Source organism: Rubellimicrobium arenae, from assembly GCF_017916275.1.
Classification (GTDB): Bacteria; Pseudomonadota; Alphaproteobacteria; order Rhodobacterales; family Rhodobacteraceae; genus Rubellimicrobium; species Rubellimicrobium arenae.
In genome coordinates this window covers 413,944-430,219 of the sequence record NZ_JAFMST010000003.1, presented here as the reverse complement: position 1 = coordinate 430,219, position 16,276 = coordinate 413,944, and the positions used below count along the sequence as shown (strand labels likewise).

Sequence of the window (16,276 nt, the reverse complement as noted above, 5' to 3'; positions counted from 1 at the left end):
ATGACCAAGACGACGGATCGGGTGGCGCTCGACCAGTGGTATGCGGTGGCAAGCCTGTCGGACCTCGGCCCGGCGGCGATCCGGACACGGCTGCTGGGGCAGGACATCGAGATCGCCCAGGGTCCGTCCGGCCCCGAGGTGCGCGAGGCCGGATCGGACCGGCTCCTGCCCGTGCAGGAGCGATACTGCTGCCTTTGGACCACGCTCGGTGCCCCCGGGCGCGAGATCTTCGACATCGAGGAAAGCCAGGAGCCCGACCGGCGCGTCGTGCCCTGCGGCTGGGTGACGATGCGGGCCAGCGGCCTCCGTGTCGTCGAGAACTTCCTCGACATGGCGCACTTTCCCTTCGTCCACACCGATATCCTGGGGAGCGAGCCTCATACCGAGGTCCCGAAGTACGACAGCGAGATCCGCCGCGACGTGGACGAGGTCTGGGCGACCAACTGCACCTTCTTCCAGTCCAGGATCGCCGCGACCGAAAGCTCCGGCGACTTCGTGCATCTGACCTATCGGGTGCCCACGCCCTTTGTGGTGATGCTCTACCGCATCTGCCCGTCCTGCCCGTCGCGGCTCGACGCCATCGCGCTCTTCATCCAGCCCATGGAGGAGGGGCTGTGCCGGGCGCAGCCGGTGATGTGGCTGGTGGACGACCTGTCCACGCAAACGGCACTGCTCAGCTTCGAGCAGGTGATCTTCCTTCAGGACCGCATCATCGTGGAGAACCAGCGCCCGCTCCTGCTGCCGCTGGAACCACGGCTTGAGGTTCCGACCCGGGCCGACAGTTCCTCGGTCGCCTACCGCCGATGGCTCAAGGAGAAAGGCCTACGGTTCGGCACGACCGCCGGAGGCCACTGATGCGGGTGGTGCAGCCATCCTGCCTCGACGGCGCTCTTTCCCTGCTCGATGAGCCGGGTGCCAAGGCCATCGCCGGGGGAACGGCGCTTCAGCTCGACTGGGCGCGGGGCGAGCCGCGTCCCGACCTGCTGGTGAACCTTGCGCCGCTCCTACCCTCGGAGATCATCCACCGGGGCGACAAGGTCGAGATCGGGGCGGGTTGCACGCTGGAAGCCCTGCGGCTCGCCGGACTTCCGCTCCTGTCCCGTGCGGCGGCCGATGTGGCAGCACCGGGGGTGCGCCGCCTCGGAACCGTCGGGGGCACGATCGGCTGGGGGGCGGGCGACCTGCTTCCCGCGCTGCTCGTGCTGGAGGCCAGCGTCGTGACGACGTCGGGCGTCGCCATGCTTCGCGACTGGATCGTCCAGCCGAACGGGCTCCTCCTGTCGGTCCAAGTGCCGGTCCCCCCGCCTGCGGCAAGGCTCGTGTGGCGGAAAGTCGGCCTTCGCGCCGCCTTCACCCCTTCCATCATCGCCGTCGCTGGCGCGATGACCTGCGAGGACGGCAAGGTCTCAGTCCTGTCCCTGGCGGTTGGAGGTGGCGCCGTGCCTCCGAGCCGTCTTGAAGACGCCGAAGCCGACCTGATCGGCCGCAGCCCTGACATCGGCACGTTCGAAGGGGCGATCAGCACGGCCTTGCCGGCGGTGGATTGCCCGTTCCGGAGCGCCGCGTATCGGCGCCGCGTGGCCGCGCGCGCATTGACCTGGGGTCTCCTTGCGCCAGCCGGCGACGGCCGCAGGCTAGAACCACCGCGCCGGGCACCCGGTAACTCGTCGGCGCTTTCGCGCGAAAACGAGGGAGACCGGTGGCACATCCGGCCCGACATGCCGGGCAAGGTCGCCGGAACCTGGCCGTATCTCACGGACCTGCGACGGCCGGGGATGCTGGTCGGCCGCATCCTGCGCGCCGCGCATCCCCATGCCCGGATCCGCGGGATCGACGTCTCGGCCGCCGAAGCCTGTCCGGGGGTCCGCGCAGTCGTGACCGCGCAGGACGTTCCTGGGCTCAACGCGTTCGGGATCGTGCTGCAGGACCAGCCCGCGCTTTGCGCCGACAAGGTTCGCTATCTGGGCGACGCGGTCGCTGCCGTGGCCGCGTTGGACGACGCCACCGCCGAGAGGGCCCTGTCGCTGATCCGCGTCGACTACGATCCCCTGCCGGTCGTGGAGGATCCAGAGGCCGCCCTGCTCCCTGATTCCGCCAAGGTCCATGCCACGGGAAACCTTGTCACCGAACTCGGCCTCGTGCGCGGGGAGCCGGACATGGGCTTTGCCTCCGCCGCCCATGTGGTCGAGGACATCTATGAAACGCCCCGCCAGATGCATGGCTTCCTCGAAACCGAGGGCGGCTACGCCGAAGTTCAGCCCGACGGGACGCTGCTCGTGGCGGTCGGGGGGCAGCACGGAGCCCGGGACCGCCTCCAGCTGTCGCGCATCCTGGGATGGCCGGAACAGCGCATCCGGGTCGTGACCAGCCCGACCGGTGGAGCCTTCGGCGGCAAGGACGAGCTGACGGTCCAGCCGGCCCTGGCTCTTCTGGCGCTCAAAAGCCGGGCTCCGGTCCGGCTCCAGCTGTCACGGGCCGAGTCGGTCCTCGCGGGGACGAAACGGAGCCCCATGCGGATCAGGATGAGGACGGCCTGCGACGCCGAAGGGCACCTCCTGGCCCAGGAGGTGGATGTCGTCGCCGATGCCGGCGCCTACGCGTCGCTGTCGCCCGGAGTGCTCGAGACGGCCCTCGAACATGCGGCCGGACCCTATGTCGTTCCCAACCTGCGGACGCGCGGACGACTCGTTTACACGAACAACGGCACCTGCGGGGCCTTCCGCGGCTTTGGCGCCAACCAGATGACCTTTGCGGTCGAGTGCCAGATCGACCGGCTGGCCGCCGCCTGCGGCCTCGATCCCATCGAGATGCGGCGCAGGAACCTTCGCAGCCCCGGCATGCCGGGCGCTCTCGGCCAGGTCGTCGCCCCGTCCGAGCGCCTCCGGGAGATGCTGGACACCGCCGCCGCCAGTCCCCTCTGGGCGCCGCTTAGCGGGCAGGGCGAATGGCTGGGCGGAACGGGCATGGCCCTCATGTGGCAGGGGAACGGGCTTGGAACCCTTCCGCACGACGAAGGCGCCGGGGAGTTGCGGCTGTCACCGGACGGAGCCATCGAGGTGCTGTGCGGGCTCGACGAGATGGGCCAGGGCTTGATGGCGTCGCTGACATCCGTGGTGGCCGACCGCCTGGGCTGCGCCCGCGGGGACGTGCGCCCGGTGATCGGCGACACCGCCCGAACCCCGGATTCGGGCTCGACCACGGCCTCGCGCGGCGGTTTCGTGGTCTGGAAGATCGCCGAAGCGGCCGGACCGACCTTTGCCAGCAAGGTTCTGGCCCTGTCCGCACGCCTGACGGGGATTTCGGACGACAAGCTCAGGATCGTTCCCGGCGGCGTGGGCGAGATCGGACAAAACAGTCCCTCCCCGCTGCTCAGCTTTGCGGAGCTGGCCAGGGTGGCCGGACCCCTCGTCACCACGGTCAGGTTCCCGTTTCCGAAGGCCGATTACACGAAGGGAAACGCCCGGTTCATCTTCGCTTCGGCCGCCATTCTGGCCCGGGTGGCGGTCAGCCGGGTCACGGGCCAGATCCGGGTGGCGGACCTGCACCTGCATACGGCCGCCGGGCCTGTCATCGATCTCGCCTCCTATCTCGGGCAGATGGAGGGCGGCGCGGTTCAGGGCCTGGGCTTCACGCTGACCGAGGATGTCAGGATGGCGCAGGGACGTCCGCTGACGCCCAACCTCGACACCTACGCGATGCCGGGGATCCGCGACATCCCTGACCGGCTGGTCGTCACGGCACTGGAAGACCTCGATCCGGGAGATCCTTATGGCCCGCGGGGTGCGGGCGAACTTGGGATCGGGGCGGTCACGCCGGCCGTCTGCAACGCCGTGGCCCAGGCTGTCGGGGGGTCGCCCGCCGTCATGCCGATCAGACCCGAAACCATCCTGGAATGGCTGGACCGCTGATGATCCGCTTCGAACTGAACGGCCGACCTGTCGCGGTCGAAGCCTCGGCCGATCGCAATCTGGCCGCGCTCCTGCGGGAGGAACTGGACCTGCGGGGCACCAAGCTCGGCTGCCAGATCGGCCGCTGCGGGGCCTGCATCGTGCTCCTCGACGGAGAGGCCGTGAACAGTTGCCTTCTCATGGGGTGGCAGGTGGAAGGACGGCGCGTCACCACCATCGAAGGCCTCGGGGCGCACCCGGCCGGAAGGGCCCTGATGCAAGGACTGACCGAGGAGAACGCGTTCCAGTGCGGCTATTGCGCGCCGGGCGTCGTCATGTCCCTCGCCGGGCTTCTGGCCGGCGAGCCCGACCCCGACGAGGAGCAGGTCAAGGCCGCCCTCGAGGGGAATATCTGCCGATGCACCGGCTACCATTCCATCCTGCGCGGCGCGTTGGCGGCCGTGCGCCACCAGAAGGACCGCTCCCCATGCCTTTGACGCTTCGCCCGCAGGAGCCGCGCACCCCGGGCGCCCGGGCGTTCCTGGCCAGTGGCCCGAAACGGCTGCTGATCGACGGGGCATGGACCGAGACGGCCCGAACCTTCGAGACACATGACCCGGCGACGGGCGTCAAGCTTGCGGATCTGGCGCGCGCGGGGCAGGCCGAGGCCGATCTGGCCGTGGCCGCCGCCGCATCGGCGCTGGGCCGCTCCGACTGGGCCGGCATGACCCCGGCCCATCGGGCAGCCCTGCTCTGGCGCATCGCCGACATCGTCGAGGCGCACGCCGATGAGCTGTCCGAGCTCGAGACGCTCGACCAGGGCAAAACGCTCCGCACCGGGCGGATGGGCGAGATCCCGGCCGCCATCGCGCAGTTCCGGTATTATGCGGGCTTCGCGACCAAGATCCTGGGGACGACCATCCCCACGTCCATCGCGCATCAACCGGCCGGGAAGCAGGTCTTCGCATACACCCGACGCGAGCCCATCGGCGTCGTGGCCTGCATCACGCCCTGGAACTCGCCGCTCCTGATGGCCGCCATGAAGCTGGCCCCAGCTCTCTGCGCCGGCTGCACGGTGGTCCTGAAGCCGGCCGAGGAAACCTCGCTCACGACGCTGCGGCTGGGCGAACTCATGATCGAAGCCGGTCTGCCGCACGGTGTCGTCAACATCCTGACAGGCTTCGGGCACGAGGTCGGGGCCGCGCTGACCGGGCATCCGGACGTGGCCAAGGTGGCCTTCACGGGATCCACCGAGGTGGGTCGCATCCTGATCGGGGCGGCGCGTGGCAATCTGAAGAAGCTCACCCTGGAGCTCGGGGGCAAGTCACCCGCCATCGTTCTGCCCGACGCCGACCTGTCGCTGGCCGTCCCGGGCATCGCGAGGGGGATCTTTGGCAATTCAGGCCAGGTCTGCGTGGCGGGGTCGCGGGTCTACGCCCACCGCAGCCTGCACGACGCGCTGGTCAATGGCCTTGCCGCCGAAGCGAACCGCCTTCCCCTGGGGCACGGCCTGGATCCGGAGGCCGAACTGGGACCGCTCGTGAGCCCGGCCCAGGCCGAACGGGTCGGCGCTTATGTCACCGAAGGCGTAGCCCAAGGGGCCGAGGTCGCCGCAGGCGGCACCGGCTTTGCCGAAGCGGCCGCCTTCTACGCCCCGACCGTCCTGACCCGGACCCGGCCCGAGATGCGTCTCATGCGCGAGGAGATCTTCGGCCCAGTCGTGGCCGTCACCCCGTTCGATGAACCGGAGGAGGCCATCGCCCTGGCGAATGACACGGAGTACGGGCTTGCCGCGTCGGTCTGGACGGAAAGCCTGTCCTCGGCGCATCGCATGGCTGCGGCGATGAAGGCGGGAACCGTCTGGGTCAACTGCCACTCCTACTTCTCGCCCGAGTTGCCCAAGGGAGGCCACAAGGCCTCCGGCTGGGGCTACGAGAATGGCGCGCAGGGGCTTGAGAACTACCTGGAAACCAAGACCGTCTGCATGGTGGTCTGATCCTCCGCCAGGATCGAGGCGATCTCCGCCTCCCATTCGACCCGGAGGCGAGCCTTGTCGCCTTCGGGCAGCCAGCAGCTCGCAAGACCGGTCAGGATCGAGTCGCCGAGATCCCGAAGCGAGAAGCCAAGGTCGCGGTGCGCGATCAGGTATTCCCGCGCCAGCGTCGTGCCGAAGAAGGGCGGATCGTCCGAGTTGATGGTGACGGCCAGACCCGCCTCGCGCATCAGCCGGATCGGGTGATCGGCCGCCGTCAGGTCGCGCCATGGCGTGGTGTAGCGCGTCGTGGTCGGGCAGCAGGTGAAGAGCACGCCGTCCTCCCGGCACCGCGCCACGAGGTCCGGGTCCTGCACCACCGCATAGCCGTGGTCGATCCGACGGACGCCTAGCCTGTCCAGGGACCCTCGGACATAGGCGGCCGGTCCCCCCTCGCCCGCATGGGCCGAGACCTGGAGGCCCGCCGCCCTCGCCCGAGCGAAGACAGGGGCGAAGGGCTCCGGCGGGAACGGCGCCTCGTTGTAGTCGAGGCCGAGGCCGACCATCTCCTCGCAGCGCACCGCCAGGCAGGCGTCGAGATACTCCTCGGCCGCCGCTGGTCCCAGCTCGCGGTTGATGCCCGGCGCGAACAGGGCAGTGAGGCCGAAATCCGCGCGGGCTTCGGCGATCCCCGCGCGGATCCCGTCGAACTGCGTCGCGAAGGGGATGCCGAAATGCGCGTGCGGGCTGATGAAGAACTCCACATGGCGCGCGCCGGACCGGGCGCAGGTTTCCAGCATTTCATAGGTGATGCGGCGGAAGTCATCGGCGGTCACCACCGCCTGGCAGATCCGGCCATAGACGGCCAGGAACTGGGCGAGGTCATCGTAGACATACAGATCCTGCGGCGCAGCGCCCAGCGGGACGCCATTGCGGACGGCCAGCTCCACGGCGGTCTCGGGCCGGATGGCGCCTTCGAGATGCAGGTGAAGCTCGGCCTTGGGCAGGCGGGTCAGCAGGTCCTGGATCATGAGGCCGCCTCGTTGGTGAGGGGCTCGAACACCGGCACGATCTCCATCTGCGGCACCGTGACGAGGCCCATGTCGGTGATGCGGATCTCGGGGATGACCGACAGGGGGATGAGGTTGAACCCCATGTAGGGGATCCGGCATCCCGCCGCGCTCCAGGCGGCCTTGAGCGCCCGCGTCTCCTCGGCCACGTCGGTCACCCGCTTGTCGGACATCAGCCCGGCGATCGGCAATGCGACGAAGGCCGTGACCTGTCCGCCCTGCACCACCGCGATGCCGCCCTGCGCGTCCCTCACGGCCTCGAGGGCAAGCCGCATGTCGCGTTCCGATGTCCCGGCCACGATGATGTTATGGCTGTCATGCCCGACCGAGGAGGCGACCGCTCCGTTCCTGAGCCCGAAGTTGTGCAGGAAGCCGTGGGCCACGTTGCCGTCCGTCTTCCCGTGCCGCTCCACGACGGCGACAAAGGTCAGGTCGTGGGCGTCCAGCGTCTCGGCCCAGTCCTGCCCGGGAACGAGGCGGATCCTGCGATGCGGCAGGACGATGCCCGGCAGTTCGATCCCGATGGCGTTCACGGTGACCGGAGCCTCGGGGAGGGCCGGGACGAGGGGACGGTCATCCGCAACCTTGACGGTCCGATAGGCCGCCTCCGGATAGCGGTAGCGCGTGGACAGGGTCTGGTCGAGCAGCGCGGTGATCCGGCCCCCTTCGACCATCAGTTCGCCCCCATACCAGGTGTTCTGGACGCGCAGGTCGTCGTCGAGCAGGACCACGTCGGCCCGCCGCCCGCCGCCCAGGCCGCCGATCTCCCCGTCCATCCCGAAGCGCGTCGCGCCATGAAGCGAGCCCATCGCCCAGGCCGTCTCGCGGCTCAGGCCCAGGCGCACCGCTTCGCGCGCCACCCAGTCGAGCCCGAAGGTCATCAGGTCGTCGGCGTCCCGGTCGTCGGTGCAGATGCAGAACCGCTTGGGAGACGCGCCGAATTCGGTGATCGCGCCGATGGCCTGCTCGATCGAGTTCCAGGGCGTGGCCGGGTTGCCGCCCCGCAGGAACACCCAGATCCCGGCCTCGGCGAAGTCCTGGGCGATGTCGCGGTCCACGGCTTCGTGGGTGTCGGTGACGCCCGAGGCCGCGTAGCCGGCCACGAAGTCCCGGCCGTAGACATGGCCGGACACCGGGCGCCCGCGCCTGAGGGCCTCGGCGAGGATGGCGTGGCTGCGGGGATCGCCCATCACGACCGGGACGAAGTCCATCTTCTCGCCCAAGGCGACCGCCTCGGGCCACCGGTCGAAGAGGTGGCCGATCTTTTCGGGCGTCAGGTCGCCCCCAGCGGTTTCAAGGTCGGGAGAGGTCGCCGGGACAGTCGACGGCACGGTCAGGAAGATCGAGAGAGGAGCCTGCCGCGCGTCCTCCAGCATCGCCTCGACGCCGGCGACGTCCATCACGTTGCCGATCTCGTGGCTGTCGCAGAAGATGGTCGTCGTGCCGTTCAGCAGCGCGGCCTCGGCATAAGCGGAGGCGGTCACCATGCTGCTTTCCACATGGATGTGCGGGTCGCAAAGGCCGGGCGCGAGGATGCCGCCCCGGGCGTCATAGATGGCGCGCGGCGGGGGAGCCTGCCGATGGGCCCCCAGGGGCTTGACCGCCACGACCCGCCCCGCCGAGAGCCAGAGTTCCTGGGCCGGGGAGATCCGGTCGGTGTAGGTGCTCAGGATCCGCGCGTCGGTGATGACCAGGTCGGCTGGCGCCCGTCCTCCTGCCACGTCGGCCAGGTGGCGCGTCACCTGCCAGAGCGGTTGAACCGAGAAACGCGTGATCGGCGCCATGAACCTTCTCCTCAGATGTCGTGGAGGAGGAGACTGTGCTTTGCAGTCCGCATCAACGGCGACTGGCCCGCTGCGGACTGCCTTTGCCCGGGGTTCGATCGCCTGCGTCACATCCCTTGGGCAGGATGGCGCGCGATTGGGCAGTCGTCCGCCCGTGGGACGACGGAATGCCACCAGATGCGGCAGGCGAGTCGCACCTCCGAGACTGCTGCCCTGCGCCTGGTTGCGTCCGGCGCTAGGCGCCCGCGGCCGAATGTGTGGCGGGCACCGCCTCGAGCATCGCCGCCAGTTCCGCCTCGAGCCGCCGATGGTCGATCGGCTTGGCCAGGTAGCGCCCCCGGTGGAAGACCGGGCTCTGCTGGCGGCCCGAGTAGGCCGAAACGGTCAGGAAGGGCACACCCGCCTCGACCAGACGACGGGCGACAGGCTCGGACGTCTCGCGGCCGAGATTGATGTCGAGCAGGGCGGCGTCGCAGCCGCCTTCGTCGAGGGTCCTCATGGCCTGCTCCACCGTCGCCACCGGCCCGAGCACGACATGCCCCAGGGCCTCGAGGGCCATGGCGACGTCGAGGGCCACGACGACCTCATCCTCGACCACCAGGATGCGGCGGCCCCGCGCGGGCGCGGTGGATGCGGACTCCGGCCTGCGCAGGCCGCCAGCCGGACGGTCCTGGATCGCCCTCGCCTGCACCTTCTCCGTCACATGGGAGATGTCGGCCTCGACCCGCCAGCTCAGGCCTTCGGGCGCGAAATCGACGACCACCTCGGCGTCCAGGGTCGACTTGACCAGGCTATCGATCATGCGTGTGCCAAAGCCCATCGTCTCAGGCGGGGAGACGGGCGGGCCCTCCCTCTCCTCCCAGTTCAGCACGATGAGCTCCCGATCCGAATCCGGCTCGCAGCGGATGGTCCATCCAAGCGCGACCCGCCCCGTGTCGTTCGACAGGGCCCCGTATTTCCCGGCATTGGTTGCCAGTTCATGGAAGGCCATGCCCAGCGTCTGCGCCGCCGCCGCCGTGATGTTGAAGTCGGGCCCGTCCACGAGAACGCGCGTTCCGATCAGGTCCTTGAAGTGGGCCAGCTGCGACAGCGCCAGTTCCCGCAGCGACACGCCCTGCCAGCCATTGGTGACCAGGAGGTTCTGGGCGGCGGCGATGGCCTGGATGCGCTCGTCGAACCGCGCCAGGAAGTCGCGCGGGCTGCTTCGGGCCGTCTGTCGCGCGACCGCCTGGATGAGCGACAGCATGTTCTTGGACCGGTGATTGACCTCGCGCATGAGAAGCTGCGCGCGCTCCTCGGCTCTCTTGCGATCGCTGATGTCGGTGAAAAGGCCGATGGTCCCGACCGCACGCCCTGCGGCATCGCGCAGCGCCGAGACGTGCTTCTGGATCCACAGCGTCTCGCCGTCCCGGGTGCGGCACCGGTTGTTGGTCTCGTAGGACGGAACCTGGCCGGAGAGAACCTGGCGGATCGCTTCCTCGTTCTCCTCGAGGTCGTCGGGGTGGATGATGTCGGCGATGGTGAGGCCGACAAGGTCCTTTTCGGCGTAGCCCAGCATGCGGCACAGGGCCGGGTTGGCCGAGATCAACCGACGCTGGGTGTCCACGATGACGATCCCGGTGCCCGCGTACTGGAACACGCCCCTGAAGCGAGCCTCGCTGTCGCGCAGGAGCTCCTCCGCCCGCTTCCGCTCGGTCACGTCGAAGCCGGAATGGACGAGGCAGACGACCTGGCCGTCCGCGTCCCGGACGGGCGTCAGCATGAAGTCGATGGTGAGCCGCGCATCCCCGGCCATGCGGACCACGGCGTCATGCCGCACCGTTTCGCCAAGACCGGCCCGAGCCACGGAGTCGCGCACCCGCGCGATCACGGCCGGGTCATGGTTGAACCATGCCGCTTCCCAGACCTTGCGGCCGGTGACCGCCTCGCGCGTGACGCCGGCTGCCTGCAGGATCGCGGCATTGGCCTCGCGCAGGGTGCCGTCGGGATCCATGACACCGATGAAGGCGCTCGACCCGTCCAAGATGAGCTGCAGCCGCGCCTCGTTCTCCCGCAGGGCCCAGGCGGCCTGCAGTTCGTCCGTGACGTCAAGGGCAGCCATGATCGCGCGGCTTGGACGCCGGGCCGGCCCTGCGCCCTCGAAGAGCACCTGCCGACGAACCCGCACGGTCCGGGTCTGGCCATCCGGGCGCAGGATGCGGTGGGTCATCTCGAAGAGCCCCCCGCTGGCCGGGTCATCGGCGCGCGCCAACTCTGCAAGGACGCTGTCCCTGTCCTCCGGGTGGACCAGTTCGATGAGCGCGCTGCGCGGCAGTTCCATGCCGTGGTCGCCCAGGCCGTAAAGGCGGGCCGCCCAGTCGCTGAGATGCACGCGCGACGACCTGAAGTCCGCCTCGACTAGCGCGAGCCCCGCGATCTCGACCCCCAGCGCCAGGCGGGCCTCGCTCGCCCGGAGAGCCTCCTCGGTCGTCCGCCGGGTCGTCACGTCGAAATTTACTCCGGTCATTCGAACCGGCGTGCCGTCCTTGGCCATCACCGCACGCCCGCGGCCAGCGACATAGAGGATCCGTCCATCCGTGCGGACGATCCGGAACTCCTCGTCGTAGATGCCGCCGGTCGCGATCGCCTGGGCAAAGCGCTCGCGCACCCGGAGGACGTCATCCGGATGGACATGGCGGAAGAACAGGTCGGCGGTGGGCGGCTCGGCCCCGTCGAGGCCCAGGATCACGTCGAGCTGGGCGGACCACTCGGCCCGGCCGGTGGTCAGGTCCACCTCCCAGTAGGCGATCCCGGTCGCCTCATAGGCCATCTCGAGCCGCGCGAGGCTCTTCCTGAGGGCGCGCTCCCGTTCCCGACGTTCGGTGACGTCGGACACGATCCCGACCGCCCGCCGCGCACTGCGGCCATCCTCCCCCGGGACCGGCCGCCCGCTCACCGAGAGCCACCGCGCGCTGCCGTCCGGACGCAGTATCCTGTGTTCGCCGGACAGCTTGGCCCCGCCCTTCATCGCGTCCCGGATGGTGTCCTGAACGCAGGGCGCGTCGGCGGGATGAGCAGTCCGGGCCGGCGCCAGATCGGTGAGCCGCGTTTCCGCGGGCACGCCGTAAAGTTGTTGGGCCACCGCATCGCAGCTCAGGCGCCCGCCCTCGAAATCCATCTCCCAGATGCCGAAGCCCGCCGCCTCCTGCGCCAGCGCAAACCGATGCTCGCTGTCCCGGAGGGCGCGTTCATAGACGTTGCGCTCGGTGAGATCGTAGAACTGGCAGACCACCCCGGGACAACCATCGGACAGCGTGATGCGCTCGATCGTCCAGTCGTAGCTCTCGGATTGGTTCAGATCGATCCGGTGCGCGACCACGCTGGGCTCCCGGTACGCCTCGCCTGTCTCCAGGGTATGACGGAACTGCCCGATGATCCGCTCGGCCATGGGCTCGGGCCAGAGAAGCCGCATGACCTCGGCGAAGTCGCGGCCGACCAGAGGCTCGATGCCCGCAAAGGTCCGGCGGGCGCCCGGGCTCACATGGCGGAGCCGGAACGCGCCATCGACGGTGTAGATGCCAAAGGGTGAGCTCGCAACCAACTGCTCGAAGGCTTCGGCCGATCGGCTGGGTGGAGGCGGCGCCAGAGTGGTGACGTCGGTCTGGACGACGCGCAGGATCATGTCGTCGGCCGTCCGCTCGGCGACACCTCGCGCCAGGATGCGCCGTATGGCCCCGCTGGGCTGAAGGATGCGGAACTGATGATCCAAGGGCGCGCCGGTCGCGAAGGCCAGCGCCACGTCCGTCCTGACGCGGTCGCGGTCCTCTGGGTGGACAACAGCGAGAAACCCGGCTTCGTCGCATGGCGCTTCCGCCATTCCGTAGACGGCCAGCAGATCGCACGACCAGACCATGCGTCCGTCGGCCCCGTGCCATTCGAGGTGCCCGTAGCCGTAGGCTCCTGCCCCTGACCTGCCGGCCGACTGGATCGACCCCTCGGGTGCATCCGGGCAGTCCTGGGGAAAGGAGAAGCCAGCCAGGGTCACGCGCGCCCTCCTTCGACATGGCCCGGCTCGGCCTGACGGCGAGAAGGCTTCCGCCGGCAGTCAGGTTGACCGATCTGGCCGTACGACGTTGTTGCGCGGCGGAATTTCACCCGTCGACCCCACGATTAGCTTGCAGTTGTTCGTGACCCACTCAGTTCGCCCATAGCACGAAATGGCCAAGATCGAGGACAAAAAGCGCCGACAAGCGGCATCATGCCTCGATCCCGTGGTCGGACCGCCCGGACAGCGGGCAGCTTGGGCAGATCCGGCCGGAGAACCAGGCCTTACCTTTGTCGGGCTGCGGCAGTCCGGCCCTCATGCCGGTCCGGCAAGACTGCGGCTCGATAGCCCCTCTCGATCGCGAAGCCGGCGGGGTCCAGCGGTCCCTCCAGGCGATCTCCGGCGCCGATCCCGGTTGACGCAGGCGCGCGGGGACGTCACCTGCTGACGCCGACACGTCAGGAGGGATCATGGCCGATCAAGGCGTCGAGACGCTCATCACCCATTCCGGCAGCTTTCACGCCGACGATCTGCTGGCGTTCGCGGTCCTCTCGGCGCTCCATCCCGACGCAAGCCTCCTGCGCACCCGGGACCCACAGGTCATCGCGGCGGCCGAAGGACGGGCCATCGTGTTCGATGTGGGGTTTCGCTACGCGCCCGAGCGGCATCTCTACGATCATCACCAGCCCGATCGGCCACGCCGCCCCGAGGGCCTCGCCTACTCCAGCTTCGGGCTGATCTGGCAGCACTTTGGCCGGGCCTTTATCGCCGCCGTGCTTGGCGGGCAGGACAGCGCCTCTCCCGACATCATGGACATGATCCATGCCGAGATGGACGCCGGCCTCGTGCGCGACATCGATGCGGTCGACAATGGCGAGCTTGGGGAGGATCAGCGGGCGCTGATGCACCCGCTGTCCCTGCCGGGCCTCTTGATGTGGTTCCGCCCTGCGTTCGACGACGAACGGGCCGGGCGCGACGATCTGGCGTTCCTCGAGGCGGCATCGGTCGCGCGGCAGATCCTCCGTGCCCAAGTGGACAGCACCGCCGCGCGCCTGCGGTCGAACGCGATCGTCGCCGCCGCGATCGCCGGTCGAAGCCATCCGAACTGGATCGAACTCCCGCGATCCATGGACTACCTTGGACCCATCCTGGCGGCGGATCCGGCATCGGGCGCTGCACGGATCCAGTACGTCGTGGCGCCGTCCCGGGACGAATGGCAGCTCAACACCGTCAATGTTGCCCTGGACAGCTTCCAGTCCAGAAAGCCGCTGCCGGATCGATGGGCCGGGCTGCGCGGTCCCGATTTCGCCGCGGTCACGGGCGTGCCGGACGCCGTCTTCTGCCACGCCGGGCGGTTCATCGCCATCGCGCGAAGCCGCGATGGAGTGATGGAGTTGCTCCGACAGGCGCTTGAGGACTGAAGCGGCGCCCCGCCTGGTCGAGATTCCCGGGGGAGCGGATGCGGCACAGATTCCTGTCGTAGCTCCCGCGTCGTTCGGCTATCGCGCCGGGCATGTCCGATAACGATCTCCTCGACATCTACCTCGTGGCCCCACCGGGGCTGGAACAGGCGCTTCTCCAGGAGGCCACCGCCAAGGGCTTCCAGAACCCCGTGGCTTCGATCGGCGGCGTGACGGTTCAGGGACACTGGCCCGAGGTCTGGCGCGCGAATCTGGAGCTGCGCGGGGCCAGCCGGATCCTTGCCCGCGTCGGCGCGTTCCGGGCCCTGCACCTCGCCCAGCTCGACAAGCGCGCCCGCAAGTTTCCCTGGGCCGACGTGCTGCGCCCCGACCGGCCGGTGCGGGTCGAGGCCTCCTGCAAGGGCAGCCGGATTTATCACGCCGGAGCCGTCGTTCAGCGCATCGAGGCCGCGATCCGGGAGGAGCTGGGCGCACCCGTCCAGGACGACGCCGAGATCAGGATCATGGCCCGGGTCGAGGATGATCTTTGCACCATCAGCGTCGACACCTCGGGCGAGCTTCTGCACCGGCGCGGCCACAAGGAAGCGGTGAACAAGGCGCCCCTGCGCGAGAACCTGGCCGCCCTGTTCCTCCGCGAATGCGGCTACGAGGGCGCCGAGCCGGTGCTCGATCCCATGTGCGGCTCGGGGACCTTCGTGATCGAGGCGGCCGAGATCGCAGCAGGACTGCAGCCGGGCCGGTCGCGGTCCTTTGCCTTCGAGCAACTGGCGACGTTCGACGCCAGGGCCTGGGCAGGCCTGGCCAGGCCCTCGGGCGCGGCCAACGTACCCTTCCGGTTCATCGGATACGACCGGGATGCCGGCGCCGTCACGATGAGCCGTGCCAATGCCGAACGCGCCGGCGTCTCTGCGCTGACCGAGTTCCAGTGCCAGCCAATCGCCGAGCTTCGACGACCCGAAGGTCCTTCGGGACTGGTGATGGTCAACCCGCCCTATGGCGCGCGCATCGGAAACAAGAAGCTGCTCTACGGGCTCTATGCCGCCCTGGGCGAGACGCTGAAACGGGAGCTTTCGGGTTGGCGCGTCGGCCTCGTGACCAGCGAACCCTCGCTGGCCAAGGTCACGGGCCTGTCATTCAAGTCGGTCGGAGCGCCGGTGCCGCACGGGGGCCTGAAGGTCAGCCTTTACCGCACCTGACCGGCGCGCCCGGGTCGGGCCGATCCATCATCCCACGAGCAGGGATTCGGCGCCGTCGATCCAGACCGGAGTCCCGGTGATGTGCCGCGCCCGGTCCGACAGGAGGAAGGCGACAAGCTCGGCGACCTCCTCCGAGCTTCCGGGCTCGCCGTCGGTCAGGGGAATCTCGCCCTCGGGGTACTCGACCGGCTCGCCCGCGACCTCCGGGTCGCGATGGGTCGTGCTGTCGTCGATGGCCGTCTCGATGGCTCCGGGGCAGACCACGTTGACCCGGATGCGGAACTTGGCAAGCTCGAGCGCCAGCATTTGGGTCATCGCCACCTGGGCTGCCTTGGTGGAGCTGTAGGCTGTCGCCCCCGCGTTCGAGAAGACGCGCGTGCCGTTGACCGAAGCGGTGATCACCACGGCCCCGCCTCCTGCCTGCTTGAGGTGCGGCACCCCGTAATGCAGCGTCAGGTAAGTGCCCCGGAGATTGGTGTTGATGGTCCGGTCCCACTCCTCCGGGGTGATCTCGTCGATCGGGGCCCAGACCCCGTTGATGCCTGCGTTGGCGAACAGGAAATCGAGCCGACCGAACTCGCCGACCAGGCGGTCGATGGCCGCCTTCATGTCGTGCTCGGACGCCACGTCCGCCTGCAGCGCGAGCGCTCGGCCGCCTGACGTCCGGACCTGCTCGACCACCTCGTCCACCTTGGCCTGCGTGTGCCCCAGCACGCCGACCGCACAACCCTCCCGGGCCAAGCGGAGGACCGTCGCGCGTCCGATGCCCGAGCTCCCCCCGGTGACCAGGGCGACCTTTCCGTTGAAACTCATCCGAATCTCCTGTCGATGCGAGGTGGTCAGGGCCCGTCAGGTCCGAGTCGTCGACCTGCCCCTGCTCAACACCACCGCCGCCCGACGGTTCACCTCATGCCGGAATGTC

General features: G+C 69.2%; 10 protein-coding genes. 6 read left to right on the top strand and 4 right to left on the bottom strand.

Annotation, left to right across the window (positions count from 1 at the left end):
* Genes J3P31_RS06770 through J3P31_RS06755 form a run of 4 tightly spaced genes read left to right on the top strand, consistent with a single transcriptional unit; the run spans window position 1 to window position 5,883 of the window.
* Entirely contained in the window at window positions 1-855 is an 855-nt protein-coding gene (locus tag J3P31_RS06770) for an aromatic ring-hydroxylating dioxygenase subunit alpha (RefSeq protein WP_210527647.1), read from the top strand.
* Entirely contained in the window at window positions 855-3,908 is a 3,054-nt protein-coding gene (locus tag J3P31_RS06765; RefSeq protein ID WP_210527646.1) for a molybdopterin cofactor-binding domain-containing protein, read from the top strand. The genes J3P31_RS06770 and J3P31_RS06765 overlap by 1 nt, the downstream gene beginning before the upstream one ends.
* Window positions 3,908-4,384 carry a (2Fe-2S)-binding protein gene (locus J3P31_RS06760; protein ID WP_210527645.1) on the top strand — a complete coding sequence of 159 codons (477 nt, stop codon included), beginning with the start codon at window positions 3,908-3,910 and terminating at the stop codon, window positions 4,382-4,384. The genes J3P31_RS06765 and J3P31_RS06760 overlap by 1 nt, the downstream gene beginning before the upstream one ends.
* Window positions 4,375-5,883 carry an aldehyde dehydrogenase family protein gene (locus J3P31_RS06755; protein WP_210527644.1) on the top strand — a complete coding sequence of 503 codons (1,509 nt, stop codon included), beginning with the start codon at window positions 4,375-4,377 and terminating at the stop codon, window positions 5,881-5,883. The genes J3P31_RS06760 and J3P31_RS06755 overlap by 10 nt, the downstream gene beginning before the upstream one ends.
* On the opposite strand, the gene add is transcribed toward J3P31_RS06755, so the two are convergent.
* From add to J3P31_RS06740, 3 genes are all read right to left on the bottom strand, one after another.
* Window positions 5,847-6,890, bottom strand: a complete 1,044-nt coding sequence (gene add, locus J3P31_RS06750; RefSeq protein ID WP_210527643.1) for an adenosine deaminase — start codon at window positions 6,888-6,890, stop codon at window positions 5,847-5,849. The two genes, J3P31_RS06755 and add, sit on opposite strands and share 37 nt — an antisense overlap.
* Window positions 6,887-8,713 carry an adenine deaminase gene (locus J3P31_RS06745; RefSeq protein ID WP_210527642.1) on the bottom strand — a complete coding sequence of 609 codons (1,827 nt, stop codon included), beginning with the start codon at window positions 8,711-8,713 and terminating at the stop codon, window positions 6,887-6,889. The genes add and J3P31_RS06745 overlap by 4 nt, the downstream gene beginning before the upstream one ends.
* A 235-nt stretch (window positions 8,714-8,948) precedes the next feature.
* Window positions 8,949-12,737, bottom strand: a complete 3,789-nt coding sequence (locus J3P31_RS06740; RefSeq protein WP_210527641.1) for a PAS domain S-box protein — start codon at window positions 12,735-12,737, stop codon at window positions 8,949-8,951.
* Between the two features lie 470 nt (window positions 12,738-13,207).
* Here J3P31_RS06740 and J3P31_RS06735 point away from each other — a divergent pair, with 470 nt between their 5' ends.
* Both J3P31_RS06735 and J3P31_RS06730 read left to right on the top strand, forming a co-directional pair.
* Window positions 13,208-14,158 (top strand): MYG1 family protein, encoded by a 951-nt coding sequence (locus tag J3P31_RS06735; protein ID WP_210527640.1) that lies wholly within the window; start codon window positions 13,208-13,210, stop codon window positions 14,156-14,158.
* Window positions 14,159-14,250: 92 nt separating this feature from the next.
* The gene (locus J3P31_RS06730) at window positions 14,251-15,354 is read left to right on the top strand and encodes a THUMP domain-containing class I SAM-dependent RNA methyltransferase (protein WP_210527639.1); all 1,104 of its coding nucleotides are present in this window, start codon (window positions 14,251-14,253) and stop codon (window positions 15,352-15,354) included.
* A 27-nt stretch (window positions 15,355-15,381) separates the two neighbouring features.
* Here the strand turns inward: J3P31_RS06730 and J3P31_RS06725 are convergent, their stop codons facing one another.
* Window positions 15,382-16,167 carry an SDR family oxidoreductase gene (locus tag J3P31_RS06725; RefSeq protein ID WP_210527638.1) on the bottom strand — a complete coding sequence of 262 codons (786 nt, stop codon included), beginning with the start codon at window positions 16,165-16,167 and terminating at the stop codon, window positions 15,382-15,384.
* Window positions 16,168-16,276 lie beyond the last annotated feature (109 nt).